The organism is Vibrio hippocampi (genome assembly GCF_921292975.1).
GTDB classification, from domain to species: Bacteria; Pseudomonadota; Gammaproteobacteria; order Enterobacterales; family Vibrionaceae; genus Vibrio; species Vibrio hippocampi.
Genome location: NZ_CAKLCM010000001.1, coordinates 197,540 through 217,157 on the forward strand (window position 1 = coordinate 197,540; position 19,618 = coordinate 217,157).

General features: G+C 46.7%; 19 protein-coding genes. 13 read left to right on the forward strand and 6 right to left on the reverse strand.

From position 1 onward, the window contains the following. Positions 1–5 precede the first annotated feature (5 nt). The 11 genes from gspD to L9Q39_RS01025 all read left to right on the forward strand — a co-directional run bounded on the left by gspD (position 6) and on the right by L9Q39_RS01025 (position 10,433). Positions 6–2,030 (forward strand): type II secretion system secretin GspD, encoded by a 2,025-nt coding sequence (gene gspD / locus L9Q39_RS00975; RefSeq protein WP_237483287.1) that lies wholly within the window; start codon positions 6–8, stop codon positions 2,028–2,030. Then, positions 2,030–3,526, forward strand: coding sequence for a type II secretion system ATPase GspE (gene gspE, locus L9Q39_RS00980; protein ID WP_237483288.1), 1,497 nt, complete (start codon positions 2,030–2,032; stop codon positions 3,524–3,526). Before gspD ends, gspE begins: the two co-directional genes overlap by 1 nt. Positions 3,527–3,529: 3 nt before the next feature. Then, positions 3,530–4,762, forward strand: a complete 1,233-nt coding sequence (gene gspF / locus L9Q39_RS00985; protein ID WP_237483289.1) for a type II secretion system inner membrane protein GspF — start codon at positions 3,530–3,532, stop codon at positions 4,760–4,762. 50 nt (positions 4,763–4,812) lie between these two features. Continuing rightward, positions 4,813–5,256, forward strand: coding sequence for a type II secretion system major pseudopilin GspG (gene gspG / locus L9Q39_RS00990; protein ID WP_237483290.1), 444 nt, complete (start codon positions 4,813–4,815; stop codon positions 5,254–5,256). A gap of 65 nt (positions 5,257–5,321) precedes the next feature. Beyond that, positions 5,322–5,915 (forward strand): type II secretion system minor pseudopilin GspH, encoded by a 594-nt coding sequence (gene gspH, locus L9Q39_RS00995; RefSeq protein ID WP_237483291.1) that lies wholly within the window; start codon positions 5,322–5,324, stop codon positions 5,913–5,915. Beyond that, a complete protein-coding gene (gene gspI / locus L9Q39_RS01000; RefSeq protein WP_237483292.1) occupies positions 5,899–6,255 on the forward strand; it encodes a type II secretion system minor pseudopilin GspI in 357 nt (118 codons plus the stop codon). Before gspH ends, gspI begins: the two co-directional genes overlap by 17 nt. Continuing rightward, on the forward strand, positions 6,245–6,895 hold the full coding sequence (gene gspJ / locus L9Q39_RS01005) for a type II secretion system minor pseudopilin GspJ (RefSeq protein WP_237483293.1): 651 nt from the start codon (positions 6,245–6,247) through the stop codon (positions 6,893–6,895). Before gspI ends, gspJ begins: the two co-directional genes overlap by 11 nt. After that, positions 6,885–7,940 carry a type II secretion system minor pseudopilin GspK gene (gene gspK, locus L9Q39_RS01010; protein ID WP_237483294.1) on the forward strand — a complete coding sequence of 352 codons (1,056 nt, stop codon included), beginning with the start codon at positions 6,885–6,887 and terminating at the stop codon, positions 7,938–7,940. Before gspJ ends, gspK begins: the two co-directional genes overlap by 11 nt. Beyond that, the gene (gene gspL / locus L9Q39_RS01015; RefSeq protein ID WP_237483295.1) at positions 7,909–9,168 is read left to right on the forward strand and encodes a type II secretion system protein GspL; all 1,260 of its coding nucleotides are present in this window, start codon (positions 7,909–7,911) and stop codon (positions 9,166–9,168) included. Before gspK ends, gspL begins: the two co-directional genes overlap by 32 nt. 8 nt (positions 9,169–9,176) lie before the next feature. Then, on the forward strand, positions 9,177–9,671 hold the full coding sequence (locus L9Q39_RS01020; RefSeq protein WP_237483296.1) for a type II secretion system protein M: 495 nt from the start codon (positions 9,177–9,179) through the stop codon (positions 9,669–9,671). After that, a complete protein-coding gene (locus tag L9Q39_RS01025; protein WP_237483297.1) occupies positions 9,672–10,433 on the forward strand; it encodes a type II secretion system protein N in 762 nt (253 codons plus the stop codon). A gap of 118 nt (positions 10,434–10,551) precedes the next feature. Here L9Q39_RS01025 and cysQ read toward each other — a convergent pair whose 3' ends face one another. The 4 genes from cysQ to L9Q39_RS01045 all read right to left on the reverse strand — a co-directional run bounded on the left by cysQ (position 10,552) and on the right by L9Q39_RS01045 (position 13,161). Beyond that, a complete protein-coding gene (cysQ, locus tag L9Q39_RS01030; protein WP_237483298.1) occupies positions 10,552–11,379 on the reverse strand; it encodes a 3'(2'),5'-bisphosphate nucleotidase CysQ in 828 nt (275 codons plus the stop codon). Continuing rightward, the gene (nudE, locus tag L9Q39_RS01035; RefSeq protein ID WP_237483299.1) at positions 11,376–11,939 is read right to left on the reverse strand and encodes an ADP compounds hydrolase NudE; all 564 of its coding nucleotides are present in this window, start codon (positions 11,937–11,939) and stop codon (positions 11,376–11,378) included. Before nudE ends, cysQ begins: the two co-directional genes overlap by 4 nt. A 106-nt stretch (positions 11,940–12,045) precedes the next feature. Beyond that, positions 12,046–12,633: a Fe-S biogenesis protein NfuA gene (nfuA, locus tag L9Q39_RS01040; protein WP_435532800.1), complete on the reverse strand. Its 588-nt coding sequence runs from the start codon at positions 12,631–12,633 to the stop codon at positions 12,046–12,048. A 141-nt stretch (positions 12,634–12,774) separates the two neighbouring features. Continuing rightward, the gene (locus tag L9Q39_RS01045; protein ID WP_237483301.1) at positions 12,775–13,161 is read right to left on the reverse strand and encodes a ComF family protein; all 387 of its coding nucleotides are present in this window, start codon (positions 13,159–13,161) and stop codon (positions 12,775–12,777) included. A 369-nt stretch (positions 13,162–13,530) separates the two neighbouring features. Between L9Q39_RS01045 and bioH the strand changes: the two genes are divergently transcribed. Both bioH and L9Q39_RS01055 read left to right on the forward strand, forming a co-directional pair. Beyond that, entirely contained in the window at positions 13,531–14,304 is a 774-nt protein-coding gene (gene bioH, locus L9Q39_RS01050) for a pimeloyl-ACP methyl ester esterase BioH (protein WP_237483302.1), read from the forward strand. A gap of 217 nt (positions 14,305–14,521) precedes the next feature. Beyond that, complete coding sequence (locus L9Q39_RS01055) at positions 14,522–14,968, forward strand: ATP-dependent Lon protease (protein WP_237483303.1); 447 nt, start codon at positions 14,522–14,524, stop codon at positions 14,966–14,968. Between the two features lie 63 nt (positions 14,969–15,031). On the opposite strand, the gene cpdB is transcribed toward L9Q39_RS01055, so the two are convergent. Further along, positions 15,032–16,993: a 2',3'-cyclic-nucleotide 2'-phosphodiesterase gene (gene cpdB, locus L9Q39_RS01060; protein ID WP_237483304.1), complete on the reverse strand. Its 1,962-nt coding sequence runs from the start codon at positions 16,991–16,993 to the stop codon at positions 15,032–15,034. A gap of 262 nt (positions 16,994–17,255) precedes the next feature. Continuing rightward, a complete protein-coding gene (locus L9Q39_RS01065) occupies positions 17,256–19,607 on the reverse strand; it encodes a Tex family protein (RefSeq protein ID WP_237483305.1) in 2,352 nt (783 codons plus the stop codon). Between the last annotated feature and the right edge of the window lie 11 nt (positions 19,608–19,618).

The window sequence follows — 19,618 nt, forward strand, 5'->3', positions numbered from 1 at the left end:
ATTAAGTGAAGAGTTGGCTCAAAACAAGTACCTGGTTATTGATGGGGAGCCTGATGGCAGCCCCAACGGTATCAGCCAATGAATTTAGCGCCAGTTTCAAAGGAACTGACATTCAGGAATTTATCAATATTGTGGGACGCAATCTTGATAAGACCATTATTGTTGACCCTACGGTTCGCGGCAAAGTCGACGTCCGTAGTTATGATGTACTCAACGAAGAGCAATACTATAGTTTTTTCCTCAACGTACTTGAGGTCTATGGTTATGCAGTTGTCGAAATGGACAACGGTATACTCAAGGTCATTAAGGCAAAGGACTCTAAAACATCGGCAATTCCAGTCGTAGGCGATAATGATGTTATTGCTGGAGACAGTGTTGTTACCCGTGTGGTTGCGGTGAAAAATGTCTCGGTACGCGAATTATCGCCCCTACTACGCCAATTAAATGACAATGCTGGTGCTGGTAACGTGGTTCACTATGACCCAGCAAACATCATCTTGATTACTGGTCGTGCTGCGGTGGTTAATCGCTTAGCCGATATCATTAAACGCGTCGACCAAGCGGGTGATAAAGAAATTGAAGTGGTTGAGCTAAACAATGCCTCTGCAGCAGAAATGGTTCGTATTGTTGATGCGTTAAATAAAACCACCGACTCAAAAAATACCCCTGCGTTGTTGGAGCCTAAACTGGTTGCTGATGAGCGTACCAACTCCATTCTTATTTCGGGTGAGCCGCAAGTGCGTTCACGCTTACGTCGGCTAATCAAGCAACTAGATATTGAGATGGCGTCTAAAGGTAATAACCGAGTTCATTACCTAAAAAATGCCAAAGCTGAAGATCTGGTTGATGTCCTTAAAGGTGTCTCTGAGAACCTACAAAAAGAGAAGCAATCGGGTTCAAAGAGCTCTTCCGCGAATCGTTCAGAGGTGATGATTTCTGCCCACGCAGAGACCAATGCGTTAGTACTCACTGCGCCGCCAGATATTATGAATGCACTGCTTGAAGTCATTCAACAGTTGGACATTCGTCGCGCGCAGGTATTGATTGAAGCACTTATTGTTGAGATGTCTGAAGGTGATGGTCTGAATTTTGGTGTTCAGTGGGGCTCATTAGAAACCGGCGCTGTAATTCAATACGGTAATACGGGAGCAAGTATCGGTCAGGTGATGGTTGGTCTTGAAGAAGCCAAGGATACGACGCAAACAGAAAGTTATTGGGATTCAGATAACAGCACTTGGGAGACCCGTGAATATACCGAAGAAGGTGATTACACGACCTTAGCAGCGGCATTAAGTGGTGTGAATGGAGCCGCATTAAGTATCGCGATGGGGGATTGGACCGCTCTTATTAGCGCCGTTTCCAGCGATAACAACTCCAATATCCTTTCTTCTCCGAGCATCACTGTCATGGATAACGGTGAAGCGTCTTTCATTGTGGGTGAAGAAGTACCGGTATTGACGGGTTCTACAGCGGGTTCCAATAACACCAACCCATTCCAAACCGTTGAACGTAAAGAAGTGGGCATTAAGCTTAAGGTGGTTCCTCAGATCAACGAAGGCAACGCAGTTCGTCTCGATATTGAACAAGAGGTCTCCAACGTGTTAGGTGCCAGCGGTGCGGTCGATGTACGTTTCGCTAAGCGTCAGCTGAATACCTCGGTGATGATTCAAGATGGTCAGATGTTAGTGTTAGGTGGCTTGATTGATGAACGCGCACTTGAAAGTGAATCAAAAGTACCATTACTCGGTGATATTCCTTATCTAGGTCGTCTATTTAGCTCGACCAGCACTTCGGTTGAGAAGCGTAACCTGATGGTATTTATCAAGCCGACCATCATTCGTGATGGCGTGACGGCGGATGGTATTACGCAGCGTAAATATAACTATATCCGTGCAGAGCAACTCTTTAAGGCTGATCAAGGTCTGAAGATGATGGATGATGCATTAATCCCTGTACTACCAGAGTATGGAGAAGAGATCACTCACCCTGCAGAAATCCAAGCCTTTATCGATCAGATGGAAGCGAAGTAATGATGGAAAAATTGCAGCATCAACCTCTAGTGCAGCGTCTGCCGTTTAGCTTTGCTAAGCGTTTTAGAGTGGTGTTGGAGTACGCTGACGCACAAACCACGCTGTATTATGCAGAGCCGTTAGCGCTCAACGCACTGCAAGAGGTGAAACGCGTTTGTCGTACCAATTTTGTTCTTCAGCCTCTCGAAGCTAATGAATTTGACACAAAACTCACTCAGGTTTATCAAAGGGATTCATCGGAAGCACGTCAGTTGATGGAAGATATTGGCGCAGATAGTGATGATTTCTTCTCTTTAGCAGAAGAGTTACCACAAGATGAAGACTTGCTTGAGTCCGATGATGATGCGCCGATCATCAAATTGATTAACGCTATGTTGGGCGAAGCCATCAAAGAGGGTGCGTCAGATATTCATATCGAGACCTTTGAAAAGATGTTATCGATTCGCTTCCGTGTTGATGGTGTGTTACGTGATGTACTCGCGCCAAGCCGCAAGTTGGCACCTTTGCTGGTGTCTCGTGTGAAAGTTATGGCGAAGCTCGATATTGCTGAAAAGCGTGTACCTCAAGATGGTCGTATCTCACTGCGTATCGGTGGTCGTGCCGTTGATGTTCGTGTGTCGACGATGCCATCTTCTCATGGTGAGCGCGTGGTGATGCGTCTTCTAGATAAGAATGCGACTCGACTTGATCTGCATAGTTTGGGTATGACCGATGCGAACCATCAGCACTTCCGCGCTTTGATCAAACGTCCACACGGTATTATTTTGGTCACCGGTCCCACCGGTTCGGGTAAATCGACCACCTTGTATGCGGGACTGCAAGAGATCAACAGTAATGAACGCAATATTCTTACCGTTGAAGACCCGATTGAATTTGATATTGACGGTATCGGTCAAACTCAGGTTAACCCTAAAGTTGATATGACATTCGCCCGAGGTTTACGAGCGATCTTACGTCAGGACCCCGATGTGGTGATGGTCGGTGAGATCCGTGATTTGGAAACCGCGCAGATCGCTGTGCAAGCATCGCTTACTGGTCACTTGGTAATGTCGACACTGCACACTAACACCGCGATTGGTGCGATCACGCGTATGCGAGATATGGGAATTGAACCCTTCTTGATCTCCTCATCACTGCTAGGTGTTCTCGCACAGCGTCTTGTGCGTACGCTATGTAAGGATTGTAAAGAGCCTTATCATGCTGATACGGCAACTAAGCAAGTGTTTGATATGGATGCGACAGAAGAGTTAGTGCTCCATAAAGCCGTAGGTTGTGAGAAGTGCAACTATAAAGGTTATCGTGGACGAACCGGTATTCACGAGTTGTTGATGGTCGATGAGCAGGTACAAACGCTTATTCATGATGAAGCGGGAGAGCAAGCGATAGAAAAAGCGATTCGCGCTCGTACTCCAAGCATTCGCGCTGATGGGTTAAGCAAAGTCAAACTCGGTGTTACCTCTATCGAAGAAGTAATGCGAGTGACAAAGGAAGCATAATCAATGGCGGCGTTTGAATACAAAGCACTGGATGCAAAAGGCAAACGTGTCAAAGGCTTGATTGAAGGGGATAACCCAAGGCAAGCAAGGCAGCGCCTGAAAGAAAAAGGTCTAGTACCGATTGATATCGTTGAGACCAGCGGTAAATCCTCCCGAAAAAAACAAGGGACTAATACGGCTAAGCCCATGTTTAAGCGTGGTATTAGCACCTCCGATTTAGCCTTGATTACTCGTCAACTTTCGACACTTGTACAGTCTGGCATGCCGCTGGAAGAGTGCTTAAAAGCCGTTTCCGAGCAATCAGAAAAGCCGCGTATCGGCAGCATGCTTGCAGCTATCCGTTCTAAGGTCACAGAAGGCTATACCTTGTCAGATAGTCTGGGTGACTATCCACATATTTTTGATGATCTGTATTGTTCGATGGTGGCAGCGGGTGAAAAATCAGGACACCTTGACTCCATTTTGGAACGCTTGGCAGATTACGCCGAAAATCGACAAAAAATGCGCTCGAAACTGCAACAGGCCATGATTTATCCAGTAGTGCTGGTTGTGTTTGCTGTGGTTATCGTCGCTTTCTTGCTTGCGGCTGTTGTGCCCAAAATTGTCGGTCAGTTTGTGCAGATGGGGCAAGAACTGCCTAAGTCGACGCAATTTTTGCTCTCTTCCAGTGACTTTGTTCAGGAATGGGGGTTACTGTTGCTCGGTGGGATGGTCATTGTGATCTATCTCATTAAAGCGGCACTAAGGCGCCCGTCGGTTCGAATGAATTGGGATACGCGAGTTTTGAATTTGCCTTTGATAGGTAAAATTGCTCGAGGGCTGAATACATCAAGATTTGCACGTACACTCGCTATCTGTACCTCTAGCGCGATTCCAATCTTGGATGGCATGAAAGTATCGGTCGACGTTATGACCAATCACTTTGCTAAGAAACAGGTGTCGACAGCAGCGGAAAATGTACGAGAAGGTGCAAGTCTTAGGAAAGCATTGGAGCAAACCAAACTTTTCCCACCTATGATGTTGCATATGATCGCCAGTGGTGAGCAAAGTGGTGAGTTAGAGAGTATGCTAACTCGTGCTGCTGATAACCAAGACCAGAGTTTTGAATCTACGGTTAATATTGCTTTGGGTATTTTTACCCCGCTGTTAATCGCGCTAATGGCGGGTTTGGTGCTGTTTATTGTGATGGCAACCTTAATGCCAATCTTAGAAATGAACAATTTAATGTCTAGCTAATCTAATCGAATTCCTGCGATCGCGCAGGAGCAATTATTTCGGAGTAATTCATGAAAAAGACAATGAAAAAACAAGCAGGCTTCACGCTGCTAGAAGTGATGGTCGTGGTGGTCATTCTGGGTATTTTAGCCAGTTTTGTCGTACCCAACCTGCTTGGCAACAAAGAGAAAGCCGATCAACAAAAAGTGATCACCGATATTGTGGCTTTAGAAAATGCCCTTGATATGTACAAGCTAGACAATAGCGTCTACCCAACCACGGATCAGGGCTTAGACGCTTTGGTAACAAAACCAAACAATCCGGAGCCACGTAACTACCGCACAGATGGTTATATTCGTCGTCTGCCTCAAGACCCATGGGGTTATGATTATCAATACCTAAGCCCTGGCGATAAAGGAACCATTGATATCTTTAGTCTTGGTGCTGATGGTCAAGAAGGCGGCGAAGGCGCTGCGGCAGATATTGGTAACTGGAACATTCAAGACTTCCAGTAATGGGAATCGGTAGTAGGCAGGGAAATTGACTCCCTGCCTGATTTTTACGATAGGGAATAGCCAAGATGCGAGCTGCTCGCCAACGTGGTTTCACGCTGCTAGAAGTTTTATTGGTGCTGGTGCTGTTATCGATCAGTGCGGTTGCAGTGATTTCTACTCTGCCACAAAACCAACAAGATATCGTAAAAACCGAATCTCAGCGCCTATTCCAAAGGCTGCAACTCTTCAATGAAGAGGCGATGTTAGCGGGTAAAGACTTTGGAATACGTGTTGATAAAGACAAATCTAAGTATGTATTTTTGGAGCTTAAAGCCGAGGGTTGGCAATTGGCTCAATTGAGCTCAATCCCAGAAGAAACGGTACTACCCGAGGGAATTGATCTTAAGCTAGATTTGAGTCAGGGCGCATGGGCAAGCAGTGAAAGTCTATTTGAACCCTCTTCTCTGTTTGATGATGAGATGTTTGCTGACCCAGATAAAGTAAAACCAGAAGAGCCACCACAAATTTTCATCCTATCGAGTGGGGAAATCACGCCGGGAGAGTTTGTTTTTTCTCCACAAGATAGAAGCCAAGTTGACCAGTCATGGTATGTGCAGATTCAAGAGAATGGTTTGATTCGAGTTTTGGATGACAAGGATAAAAATGACGAGAGCAAATAGAGGTATGACGCTATTAGAAGTGTTGATTGCTCTGGCGATATTTGCCACTGCCGCCATTTCTATCATTCGTTCCGTCACTCAACATATCAATACACTCAGCTATTTAGAGCAAAAAACCTTTGCTGCTATGGTGGTAGATAACCAAATGGCGAAGGTGATGCTCAGCACTGACGCATTAAAAGCAAGTAAGGGAAAAGAGACGCTGGCTGGCGTTGAGTGGTACTGGAAAGTGACCCCAGTGAGTACCGTCGATAATTTCCTTAAAGCCTTTGACGTTTCAGTCTCTGATAGCGAAAAAGGTAGCCCGATCGTGACGGTAAGGAGCTACGTTGCTAACTAAGTCAATAGTCAACAACAAGCAAAAAGGCTTCACACTCATAGAGGTATTGGTCGCTATTGCTATCTTTGCCAGTTTGAGCGTTGCGGCGTATCAGGTGGTGAATCAAGTTCAGCGCAGCAATGAATTATCTCAAGTTCGTAGCCAGCGTTTACAAGAAATCCAGCGCGCTTTCGTTTATATGGACAGTGACTTTCGTCAACTCGCACTGCGCCAGTTTCGTCAAGATGGTGCCGAACCGACGACTCGTCTGATTGTTTGGCAGCCTAATTTACTCGAGTCTGACACTCGTGGCTTGCTGTTTACTCGTTTGGGCTGGCTGAATCCACAAAACCAGTTCCCTCGAGGGGAGGTGGCTAAGGTGGGTTATCGTTTAGTCGAGGGCAAGTTAGAACGTCTTTGGTGGCGCTACCCTGATACCGCAGTCAGCGAGCCTGCGATAGAGCTACCCATTTTATCCGATGTAGAGGGGTGGAATGTCCGCTTTTATAACGGCGAAAGTTGGTTAGATGAATGGGAAACTGACTTAGCATTACCTCAGGCTGTCGAAGTGACCTTAACCCTTAAAGATTATCAAGATATCTCACGTATTTATCTGACGTCAGGGGGGTCAGTCAATGGGGCAAGCAGTGATGAAAGCTAACCATTTGATACCGATGTCCCGCTTCGGAAAACCAAAGCGCCAGCAGCAAGGGGTTGCGCTTATAGTTATCCTGTTGCTGCTTGCCATTATGGTGTCGATTGCAGCGACGATGTCAGAGCGACTGTTTAGTCAGTTCACAAGAGCAAGTAGCCAGATAAATTATCAGCAAGCCTATTGGTATTCAGTGGGTGTCGAGGCTCTTGCGGTTGTCGGTATCGAGCAGAGCTACGAAAATAACAGCGATACGGTGAACCTGAATCAAGCATGGGCAATTGAAGAGCAAACTTATCCGCTTGATTATGGTGTCGCCACAGGACGAATCAGAGATATGCAGGCATGCTTTAACCTTAATGCCCTTAGTGAGGTTGAGCCCAACAGCAATAGCACGTCACGCCCCTACTTGGTGTCGCTTTTCCGTGAGTTGCTTGAGCAGAGCCAAGTTGACAGTTATCAGGCTGAGCAGATCGCGGATTCAGCTTGGGAGTTTATCAACACCAGTACCGATGTTCGCTTGGTATCCGGTGTGGGTGATAGCTATTATGAATCGCTATCACCGGCGTATGTCAGTGCCAACGGACTATTGGCTGATAGCAGTGAGTTACGAGCGGTAAATCAAGTGACGGGGGATGCCATGCTAAAAATCGCCCCTTTGGTGTGTGCTTTACCTAGCACGGGTTGGTTATTGAATGTCAATACCGTCGTGCCTGAACAGTCAGTCATTATCGCGGCGATGTTTGCTCCTAACCTTTCTCAAGATGCTGCTCAACAGATCATTGAGAATCGTCCATTTGATGGTTGGGATAGTGTTGACGATTTTTTACAAGAACCACAGTTGAGCTCAATCACTGATGATGTGACTGATGAAGCTAAGCAGTATTTAGCTGTGGATAGCGCCTATTTTGAATTAGATTCTGAGGTCATCGTGGACGAGTCCCGAATACGACTCAGAACATTGTTTTATAGTGAAGACAGAGAGAACGTAACCGTCGTTCGCCGTCGATTTGGAGGATTCCGTGAGCGAGTTCCTGACCGTTCGTCTGAATAGTCAGCCAAACAGCCCCGTAGATTGGGCAGTTTGGTCGACGAACCAGCAAGAAATGATTGCCAGTGGGTCGCTAGAGAGTATCGACCTACTTGATAGCATTAAAGAGTATGCCCAGCAGAGAGTCACATTGGTGATGCTAAGCGGCCAAGACGTTCACTTTTCAAAAGTGGAAATCCCAGCAGGGGGAGCACGTCAATTCGAAACCATGTTGCCTTACTTGGTGGAAGATGATGTGGCTCAGGACGTCGATGACCTACATTTTACTGTGTTGCATAAGCACGGGACCAGTGCGCAAATTTGTGCTGTAGACCGAGATTATCTGACGTCGTTACTTGCCACATTTGCCGCCCAAGGGATGGATGTGAAAAAAGTGGTCCCTGATGTTCTCACTTTGCCTGAGTCCCAACATACCACGGCGGTTGATATGAACGGTCAGTGGGTGCTGCGTACGGATAAGTATGCGGGTATGGTCGTGGAGCAAGATTGGTTGGCAGCGATACTCAGCAGCGATGTTTTTGAGCCAAGAATTGTAGAGTCGAGTGAGCAAGAAGATGACAGTCATGAGCCACAAAAAGTGGTGATAGAAAGTTACTCTTCCGTCGATGAATCAATCATCACTCTATCTGAACAGGTGACTTGGCAGTTGCAACCTGTCGAGCTACCGATGGCGGTTTTATCCAAAGGTGTAGTTGATAGCGCTTTTAACTTGCTTAGCGGTGAGTTTAAGCCCAAGGCATCATTTGTTAAGCATTGGAAAGTTTGGCAAAAAGTAGCGGTGGCAGCATCTATTTTGCTTGTGGCATTAATCGCAAAGCAGGTGGTGTTGGTCAATCAATACGAATCTCAAGCCGCTCTATACCGAGCGGAAAGCGAGCGCATATTTAGAGCCATCTTCCCCGATAAACAACGTATACCAACGGTGAGCTACCTCAAAGGGCAGATGACAAGTGAACTAAGCCGTTTAGGGGGGAGTGATCAGTCATCGACTTCTGTATTGGAGTGGTTATCTCAGTTGCCAAAGACCGTCGGCAAGGTCAACGCTATGCAAGTTGAGAGCTTTACTTATGATGGTAATCGTAATGAAGTGCGTATGGATGTGACCGCAAAAGATTTCATTAGCTTTGAAACTGCGAAAAATGAACTGGAAGCCCAGTTTACTGTTACTCAAGGACCATTGAATAAGAATGGTGATCGAGTGATGGGTAATTTTGTATTGAAGAAGAAATAGGGCGGATTATGAAAGGATTGCTTCTAATGGCCCAAAGTTGGTGGGTAAGCATTAGTCAAAGAGAGCAGCGATTGGTTGTAGTCTGTGCCCTTATTTTGCTGGTGGGCGGTATCTACTGGGGAATTCTTGCTCCCTTTGACCAGCGCACGGAATTGGCACAGTCTCGCATTCAATCAGAGAAACAGTTGCTATCTTGGGTGACACAGCAAGCGGATAAAATTACCGAGCAGCGTGAGGCGGGTGGTGTCGTGGTATCAAGCCAGCCGTTGAATCAGGTAGTGACTTCATCAACTCGTCGCTTCAATATTGAATTAATTCGTATGCAGCCTCGTAATGAACAACTGCAAGTTTGGATCAAACCGATTCCATTTGAGTTTTTTGTCAATTGGCTGTTCTACTTAGAGCAGCAGCAAGGTATCAGTGTTGAAGTGATGGATATTGATAAGTCTGATCAGGACGGTGTTATTGAAGTTAAGCGTTTACAATTTAAGCGAGGTAGCTAAGTGAAACGAGTTATTAGCTATGTAGCGGTTTTCTCAACAGTGTTTATTGGCAGTGCCATCTATCATGCTCCCGCCAACGTGGTATTAAGCTATGCTCCAGTCCCTGACTTTATTGATATTAAGGGTGTAGAGGGAACCATTTGGCAAGGTAGAGCACAGCAAGTTCAGTATGAAAACTGGTCGTTGGGAGAAGTCGGCTGGAATTTTGATTGGATGAGTGTCATCAAGCTATCGCCTGAATTTGCCCTTAGATTTGGTCGCGGGAGCGCAATGGGGCTTTCTGGCAAAGGGAATGTCGGCATCTCAACGTCAGGACCTTATGTTTCAACCGTTGTTGCTTCTATTCCGGCAGATCAAGCGATGCAATTAGCCCCTGCCTTACCTTTGCCGATCACGGTAGGTGGTCGACTTGAACTTGCGATTAAGTCTGCGACATATCAATCGCCTTGGTGTTCTCAAGGTGAGGGCAACTTGGCATGGAATGAAGGTTTAGCGGAAACCCCGCTTGGTAGCCTGAGCTTTGGTCCAACGATGATTGATTTTGAGTGTGATCAGAGCACGATCTCGGCGACAGGTACTCAAAATAGTCCGCAAGTGATGGGTGGAATGACGGCTCAGTTGACGCCAAATCGCCAGTATCAAACTGAGGCTTGGTTTAAGCCAGGTTCACAGTTTCCTACAGGTATGAGTCAGCAACTGAGCTGGCTGGGTAATCCAGACAACCAAGGGCGTTATAGCTTTACTTATCAAGGTAAATTATAGAATTATCAAAATAGCTTATAGTCAAGCTAAGCGATAGAAGACGGTAATTAACCATCGCTGGAAAACAACAAAAAGGCACGAATAATCGTGCCTTTTTACGTGTTATATCGGCGAACTACTATTGCTTGACTAGAATTTGTGACCATGGCAAATCTTGGTCGCCAATGACAATAAAGTTGGGGTTTTCTAGTGTCTCTCTTTGGTTATAAGAGAGTGGCTCAAGCGCTGTGCTTAGAATATTTCCACCCGCCTCAGAAACAATACACTGAGTTGCCGCAGTGTCCCATTCCCCCGTAGGCCCAAGTCTCAGGTAGCAATCTACGGCACCCTCTGCGACTAAGCAGGCTTTTAATGCCGCAGAGCCAAGCGGCACAAGATCGTAATTCCAAGCATTGTTCATTCTCGCCGTGACTTGATTGATGTTCTGGCGGCGACTAATGGCAATAGAGATAGCCTGTTGCTCACTCTCATGTTGGTGAATATTGATGCGATAGCTTTCATTTAAGTCTGGAATTTTCCACGCGCCTTTGCCGTGGTAAGCGTAGTAAGTCACGCCAGAAACTGGCGCGTAAACAACGCCCATAATCGGTCTATTGTCGCGAACTAACGCTATAATAGTGGCAAAGTCACCACTGCGAGCAATGAATTCTTGGGTGCCATCAAGGGGATCGACCAACCAATATTCACTCCATTGAGTGCGTTTATCTAGACTAATATCTGCGGCTTCTTCGGAAAGGATAGGAATATCGGGAGTCAACTGAGAAAGCTGTTCCATTATCAGTTTATGAGCCGCTAAATCGGCGCTAGTCACCGGTGTCTCATCCGCTTTAATAAACTCTTCGTACTGCTTATTCTCGTAGATATCGAGAATTAATTGACCCGCTGAACGAGCGATGTCGATGACATTAGGCAGTAGATGAGAGAAGTCTTTTTGCAATGCACTCATAGTGATAGCCCCAATTGCGTTTTGATTCGTAAGGTAAGCAATAGAGCGGTGATACATCGCGCTTCGCAGAAATCAAGGTGTGTTAGCAGTTCTTCGGCTTGAGCCAATGGCCACTTTACCATTTCGAGTGGCTCAGGTTCATCACCTTGCAGCACTTCAGGATATAGGTCTTGAGCAACAAACAGCGCCATTTTGCTTGAGAAGTACGAAGGGGCAAGAACCACATCTTTGAGACGAGTTAGCTTATGTGCGCCAAAGCCGATTTCTTCTTTTAGCTCTCGGTTAGCCGCTTGCTCAGGCTCTTCACCGAGATCAACAAGCCCTTTGGGAAAGCCTAATTCATATCTTTCAGTACCAGCAGCATACTCTCTGACTAATAGAATATCACCGTCTTGAGTAATGGGAACCATCATAACCGCGCTTCGACCACTGGGCTTCATGCGTTCGTATGTGCGTTTTTCACCGTTAGAGAATTCGAGGTCTAGGGCTTCGATTTTAAATAGCCTAGACTCGGCGACCGTACTTTTAGTTAATATTGTCGGCCCTTTCTTAGGTGGCATGTGTTCCCTCCTTGCACTGGCATTGTTGTGGCGTATAGCAACAGAGCGATGTACTCGGTAGTGCAAGACTCTGCTGCGACCACGTCTAATCTATCAGATAGGATGTTTAGTAGTAAGAGTGTTCACCACGGTCATGTTCCGTCATATCGCGAACGGCGGTGAGTTCTCCGGAGAACTCTTCTAGAAGTTGTTTCTCAATCCCTTCTTTTAGAGTCACATCCACCATAGAACAACCATTACAACCACCACCGAATTGTACAATCGCGATCCCCTCTGGAGTAATTTCCATCAGGCTTACATGACCACCATGACCAGCAAGTTGTGGGTTAACTTGAGTTTGAATTGAGTATTCAACACGCTCCATCAAAGAAGCATCATCAGACACTTTACGCATTTTTGCGTTTGGCGCTTTCAGGGTAAGTTGAGAGCCCATTTTATCGGTGACGAAATCAATTTCAGCTTCATCTAAAAACGGCAGTGATAACTCATCGACATAAGCAGACAGCAGGTCGTAAGTGAATACGGTATCAGTCGCTTCTACCGCTTCCGGTGGGCAGTAAGACACACCACATTCCGCATTTTGAGTACCTGGGTTGACCACAAAAACACGAATATTAGTGCCTTCAGGTTGTTGAGCTAAAAGTTTTGAAAAGTGGCTTTGAGCACTTTCTGTAATTGTAATAGGATTTGACACGACGAATACCTGAGTAAAGTTGTGGGTTATTGCAGCCATTCTACTCCTTGTCGCCTTGGTAACACAAAGTTTATTTTCTTATCGCTAAGACGCATTACTTATTTAGCAAATAGAGCATGGATACCCAATTAAGCTAATCGGCTACTTTGGAGTGCGGCATAAACAGTAAATATCGATTTTTTTCACGCCCACTTCAAGTAATAATTCACTTAAATGTCGCACAGTCGCCCCGGTTGTGACGACATCATCAATAATGGCGACCTCCGTTACTTGGGGCGGTTGGTAAAGAGAAAACGCGTTGCGGACATTGAGCAGTCGAGCTTGTCTATTGAGGCTCTTTTGTGCTGGGGTATGACGATGTTTGCGGAATGTCTTAGTATGAATAGCGATGCTCGGTTCGAGAGCTTGCAGTTGGTAAGCCATTGTTTCGCTAAGATTAAAGCCGCGCCAAAGTTGCTTGTGCCAGAGCATGGGGACGGTGATCAAGTGATTGCATGATTGAGGGATCGCTTGATGTAATAGGCTCATAAGGGGCGCAAGCAAGCTAAGTTGCTTGGCGATTTTGATCTTATGTATTAAAGGTGACAAAGGGTAGACGTAATCGGCAGCACAATATAAGTTGCTCCATGGGGGAGGGTTTACGAGGCAGAGTCCACAAACCAGACCGGCTCCTTGCATCTGCAACCCACAACGTGAACAGCGAGGTTGAGGGGCAAAGTAGCGTTGGCAAGTTTCGCACCAAAGAGGGTGGCGAAAGGTGGGCTTCATCTCTAACCCGCAGATGTGACAGAGTTTAGGTATCAGCATGTTGAATGGCAGGGTCCAAAACAGACGTTGAGTAACCGATAGAATCACACGGATAACAAATAAATTAGTCGGATTTTTGTAGGAGTGAACGTGACGCAATCGACAGAACTATATTGGCAAGCCCAAGGTGAGGGACCAGATCTCGTGTTACTACACGGCTGGGGAATGAATGGTGCGGTCTGGCAAAATTGCATTGATCAGCTCGCTCAGCATTTTAGGGTGCATTGTGTCGATTTACCCGGCTACGGATTCAGTCATCAAGTCGATTGTGACTCGATGGAGGCGCTCACCGATAGACTGTTGAAACAAGCGCCAAGTCAGGCGATATGGCTTGGCTGGTCTTTGGGTGGCTTGATTGCGACTCGTATCGCGCAACAGGCTCCGCAACGAGTGACTCGGTTAGTGACCTTAGCCAGTTCTCCAAAATTCTCTGAGGGAGAACAATGGCGAGGCATCAAAAAGCAGGTACTGGCTAACTTTACTCAACAACTTGTCGAAGATTTTTCCCTCACCATCGAGCGCTTTATGGCTCTACAAGCGATGGGCAGTCCCAGCGCACGACAGGATATCAAGTGCTTAAAACAGGCGGTTTTATCCCGACCAGCCCCCAATTTTTCTGCGCTGGCATTAGGGTTAAAGTGGCTTGATGAAATGGATTTAAGACCTGCGCTGTCGCAATTAACGGTGCCCGTTCATCGTTGGTATGGCAGGCTTGATGGGTTGGTGCCGGTCAAAATCACTCAGACGCTACAGCAGACGACTCAGGGACACGATAGCTTTATCTTCCAACAATCTTCTCACGCGCCATTCATTACCGAACAAGAGGGGTTTATTTCGCAAGTCATCCGTTTGCTTGATGCATAGATTTGCTTGATGCATAGATTTTCTTGAGACATAGATCGGTTCGATACATAGATCTGCTAGGGACATAGCTGCGCAGGTGGTTATTTTTCAAACAAAACCATAAAGAACAACACATAATCGCCGATACAGAGTGGGTAATTAACGCGACGTTCTTCGCCTAGAAAGTGCAGCGTTAATTAGTATAAGCGCAATTCACTCATACAGAGGAGAGTGATGGATGATCGTTTCACCAAACAGCGTGGGTGCGCCTGTTATTGCTCCGACCGTCAATCCGCAAACGGAACAAGTTGCTCGAGAGAATCGAGTAAAAGAGCCGGTAGTGCCTGCGGTAGAACTGGCGAGAAGCAATGCAGAGCGTCGCCTCAATGCTGATGAAAAACGTCGTCGTCGCAACGCCTGGGACCCTGCAGAGCACCCAGATTATGAAGCGGATGAACAGGAAAAACCTGACGATCCGCTGGAACGATTGTTCTCTCTACTGTCGCTCAATAATTACAGTGCCAGTCAGGGGAAAGGTTATGCGATGCGGTTTCGCCTGCCTAAGAAAATAATGCAGGCTGCGATATTAAAAGGAAAAATGGCTAAACGCCGAACGGTGATTCGTTACCACTATGGTCATAGTGTTGCACCGAATACACCCTCCGATATTATCGCTGTTACCTAAACAAAAAGAGCGCATCCGCGCTCTTTTTTCTTTTAGCCAGTTTAGTTGGTTGATCTAGCTTAGTTATTTTTGCAGATCGATGCGATACAGAGCAAACCCTACCTCGTCGCTTCCGACTTTAGTCATAGGGTACTGACCTTTATCGGCAATAAATTGCGCCGCTTTCTCTGAAGGTGCGGTTTCGAACTGGATATCGAGCTGTACGTCTGACTGGATAGGTGAAAAACGCCAGTTGTTGTCGGCACTTGGTGTCACTTGCCCTTTTTCTTTGCTGACCTTAGAGATGTAATTCGCGACAACGCTGCGGTTTTCATCCGGTGAATCAAAGGCGATAAACTCACTGCCCGTGCCTGGGAATTTATTACTGTAGGCGCGGTAGTTGTTGGTTGCAACGACAAAGGTCTGTTTGAGGTCAAGGGGTTTACCTTGGTAGCTTAATGCGCGGATACGTTCGCTGTCTTTGTTGATCAGCTTACAATCACTGTCGTAACGTGCAGGTTGCGTTACATCGATTTGGTAGTTGACGCCATCCATCACATCAAAGTTATAGGTGCGGAAGCTATCCCAGTTAATCAATGATTGTGTCTTGGTTGAGCTAGGATCAATTTGATTGAACTGACCCGCAGAACACTCTAGCCACTCTTTGACCTCATTGCCGCTCATTTTAAGGGCGACGAGGGTATTCGGATAGAGATAAAGGTCAGCGGCGTTGCGGAAGGTCAATTGACCCGCTTCTACCTCAGTAAAGTTGGCTGGATCATTCTTACGACCGCCTGCCTTAAATGGTGCAGCGGCAGACAGTACTGGCAAGCCATCCAGATCAGGATCCCCTTGAATCATAGTTTCGACGTAGTCTTTCTGTGCTAGGTTGACGATCTGTATGGTTGGGTCATCTTGCACTAGCGCGAGGAAGCTGTACATGACATCGCTTGCCTTACCAATGGGTTGGTTCACGAATTCGCGAGTTGCGTCATGATCGCCCTTGACTGCTTCAACAATATTTTTGTCCGCATCAACCAGTGGTTTCTTATTGGCGGTGTCGAAGATAGGTCTTGCCTCTGTCTGAGCGTCAATCACCTTCCACTGACCCGCTTGCTTCTCAAGCACGAGATCCATAACACCGACATGACTACCCCAGCGTCCCGGCATAACCGCGGCAACGCCATTAATGGTGCCTTTTTGATTGTCGACACCTTGAATATTATCAAAGCCTTTACCTGGGAAAACGGCATGAGAGTGACCAAACGCGATAGCGTCGATCCCCGCGACTTCAGATAGATAGTAGGTAGAATTTTCAGCGCCAGCTTTGTAAGGGTCACTTGATACGCCAGAGTGAGGGATGGCGATGATGATGTCCGCGCCTTGCTTTTTCATCTCAGGAACCAGTGTCTCCGCGGTGTCCTTAATGTCTTTTGCGAAGACTTTACCTTCTAAGTTTTTCTTATCCCAAACCATAATTTGCGGTGGGACAAAGCCAATATAGCCCACTTTGATTTCTTGTTGCTGACCCTCGCTGTCGGTAAAGCGATGGCTTTTGATTAGGTAGGGTTTGAAATAGTGCTCTCCGGTTTTTTGGTCGAACACATTGGCACTGATATAAGGGAAGTTCGCCCCTTGAATCGAGTTAGCTAGGAACTCAAGACCATAGTTAAATTCATGGTTACCAATATTACCGACGTCGTAGCCCAGTTGATTCATCGCTTTATACACTGGGTGAACTTCGCCAACTTTGACGCCTTTTGACGCCATATAGTCACCCATCGGGCTGCCTTGGATAAGGTCGCCATTATCAACTAGCACACTGTTGGTCACTTCGTTGCGCGCTTGCTTAACCAGAGTCGCAGCACGACTTAAGCCTATCTTTTGTGACGGCTTGTCTTTGTAGTAGTCGTAATCCATGACATTGGTGTGGATATCCGTGGTTTCAATAATACGGAGTTTGATTTCATCAGCCATGGCAGGACCCGCTATGGCTAGCATGCCACTGAGAACAGCAAGTGAGAGTGATTTTGGCGTTGGATTCATTGAGGTGCCCTTTAGTTTAGTATCAGGTTAAAGGTGACTAAATCGTGCTAAGTATAACCATTGGTAGAGTACACAGGATTTCATGTGCAAAAAAATGTGATGCTAATGGAAACTATTGAATAGTCAAAATAAAGCCTCCAACAATATTGGTGATTGTAGGAGGCTTTATAATGCTCTTGTTTCAAGAAACTTGTAGGTTCTATGCGAATGGTTCTATGCCGATGGCTCTAAACCGTTAGCGCTAAAGCGACAAGTTCAGTGGCTACTTTTTGGCTTTAGCAAAAGCAGCGGCAAAAGCGCCACCCATCGCACTGTTTCCGTTGTTTGAGCCTGGTCGAGAATGGTTATCTCGTCGAGCGGGCTTCTCTTGATTCGCTGATTTGCCTTGATGGGTTGGTTTACCTTGGTGGGTACTGCGATTCTGGCGGCTGTCTTGCCCCGGTTCGTCTTTAAGACGCATCGAGAGCGCAATCCGCTTGCGCGCCACGTCGACTTCCATCACTTTCACTTTGACGATATCACCGGCTTTAACCACGTCTCTTGGATCGCTGACATAGCGATCCGTTAGCGCAGAAATATGCACTAGACCGTCTTGATGAACACCAATGTCAACGAATGCACCGAAGTTAGCCACATTCGAAACCACGCCCTCGAGAATCATACCGATCTCAAGATCGGAGACCTTATTGATGCCGTCAGCAAAAGTGGCGGTTTTAAACTCTGGACGAGGATCTCGACCAGGCTTATCGAGCTCTTTGATAATATCGGTCACGGTTGGGAGACCAAAGTCGTCGTTGGTATAGTCAAGCGCCTTAAGACCTTTCAAAAAAGTGCTATCTCCGATCATGGAAGCCAAATCGCGCCCTGTGTTGGCTGCAATATTATTGACTACAGGGTAGGCTTCAGGGTGAACGGCAGAGGCGTCGAGCGGGTTTTTTCCGCCCATAACGCGTAGAAACCCTGCGCACTGTTCAAAGGCTTTAGGTCCCAATCTGGAGACTTTTTTCAAGGTTGAGCGACTATTAAATCGACCGTTTTCATCGCGATAGCTGACAATGTTCTGAGCGATGGTTGCACTTAATCCCGCAACGCGAGCGAGTAGAGCGGGTGAAGCCGTATTCACATCAACACCAACCGCGTTCACACAGTCTTCAACCACTGCGTCGAGACGCTTTGCCAGCATGGTTTGGCTGACGTCATGTTGATACTGACCAACACCGATAGATTTAGGGTCAATCTTAACCAGTTCCGCGAGAGGGTCTTGAAGGCGGCGGGCAATAGAGACAGCCCCACGTAAAGACACATCCAGATTAGGAAACTCTTTGGCCGCCAGTTCTGAAGCCGAGTAGACCGATGCTCCCGCCTCGCTGACCATGATTTTTTGTACTGCAAACTGATTACGTTGAATCAAGTCAGCCGCAAAAGCATCGGTCTCGCGTGATGCGGTGCCGTTACCAATCGCAATCAGATCCACGTGATGTTGTTTAACCAACTTTTCAATACTCGTCATTGCTTGAGCGTATTGTTTTTGTGGTGCGTGAGGATAAATCGTGTCGGTCGCTAACACTTTGCCTGTGCTATCAACAACAGCCACTTTACAGCCGGTACGTAAGCCAGGGTCAAGACCCAGCGTCGCTTTAGGACCCGCTGGTGCAGCCATCAATAGGTCTTTAAGGTTGGTAGCAAAGACTTCGATAGCTTCGATCTCAGAGCGCTCTTTCAATGCCCCCATAAGTTCAGTTTCAAGGTGCATCGAAACTTTAATGCGCCACGCCCAGCTAATCACTTGTTTACGCCAAGTATCCGCAGCCGCTTGGCTGAGGTGAATACCATAGTGTTCAGCAATCAGGGTTTCACAATAGGAACTACGCTGCCCTTCTTCATTGTTGGGATCTGCGTTGAGCGTTAATTGCAGGAAGCCTTCATTGCGCCCTCGCAACATGGCTAACGCTCGATGAGATGGGATCTGACTGATCGCCTCATCATGAGCAAAGTAATCTTTAAACTTCTCGCCTTGTTGCTCTTTGCCAGCCACCACGCGGGCGTTGAGTTGCGCATGGCGCTTTAAATAGGTTCTTACTTTTTCAAGTAGATCCGCATCTTCAGCGATTCGCTCCATAATGATCGCTCTGGCACCATCGAGTGCGGCTTTGTTATCACTGATCCCTTTTGATTCATCAATATATTGAGCGGCAGACGCTTCCGGTTCATTGTCCGGATGTTGCCAAAGGAGATCGGCGAGCGGTTCAAGACCCGCTTCAATCGCAATTTGTCCTTTGGTGCGTCTTTTCGGTTTGTAGGGCAGGTATAAATCTTCGAGTCGAGTTTTACTGTCGGTGGATTCAATTTCCTGACGTAATTCGGCGGTGAGTTTGCCTTGGTCATCAATCGACTTAAGAATGGTTTGGCGGCGATCTTCAAGTTCGCGCAGGTAGTGAAGGCGACTATCTAGGTTACGAAGTTGGGTGTCATCTAAGCCACCAGTGACTTCTTTACGGTAGCGGGCGATGAAAGGAACGGTGTTACCGTCATCAATTAGGTTAACCGCCGCTTCAACTTGCTTAGTGCTAACATTCAGCTCTTTAGCAATCAATTGACAGATAGCTTGGCTCATCCGTGTATTCT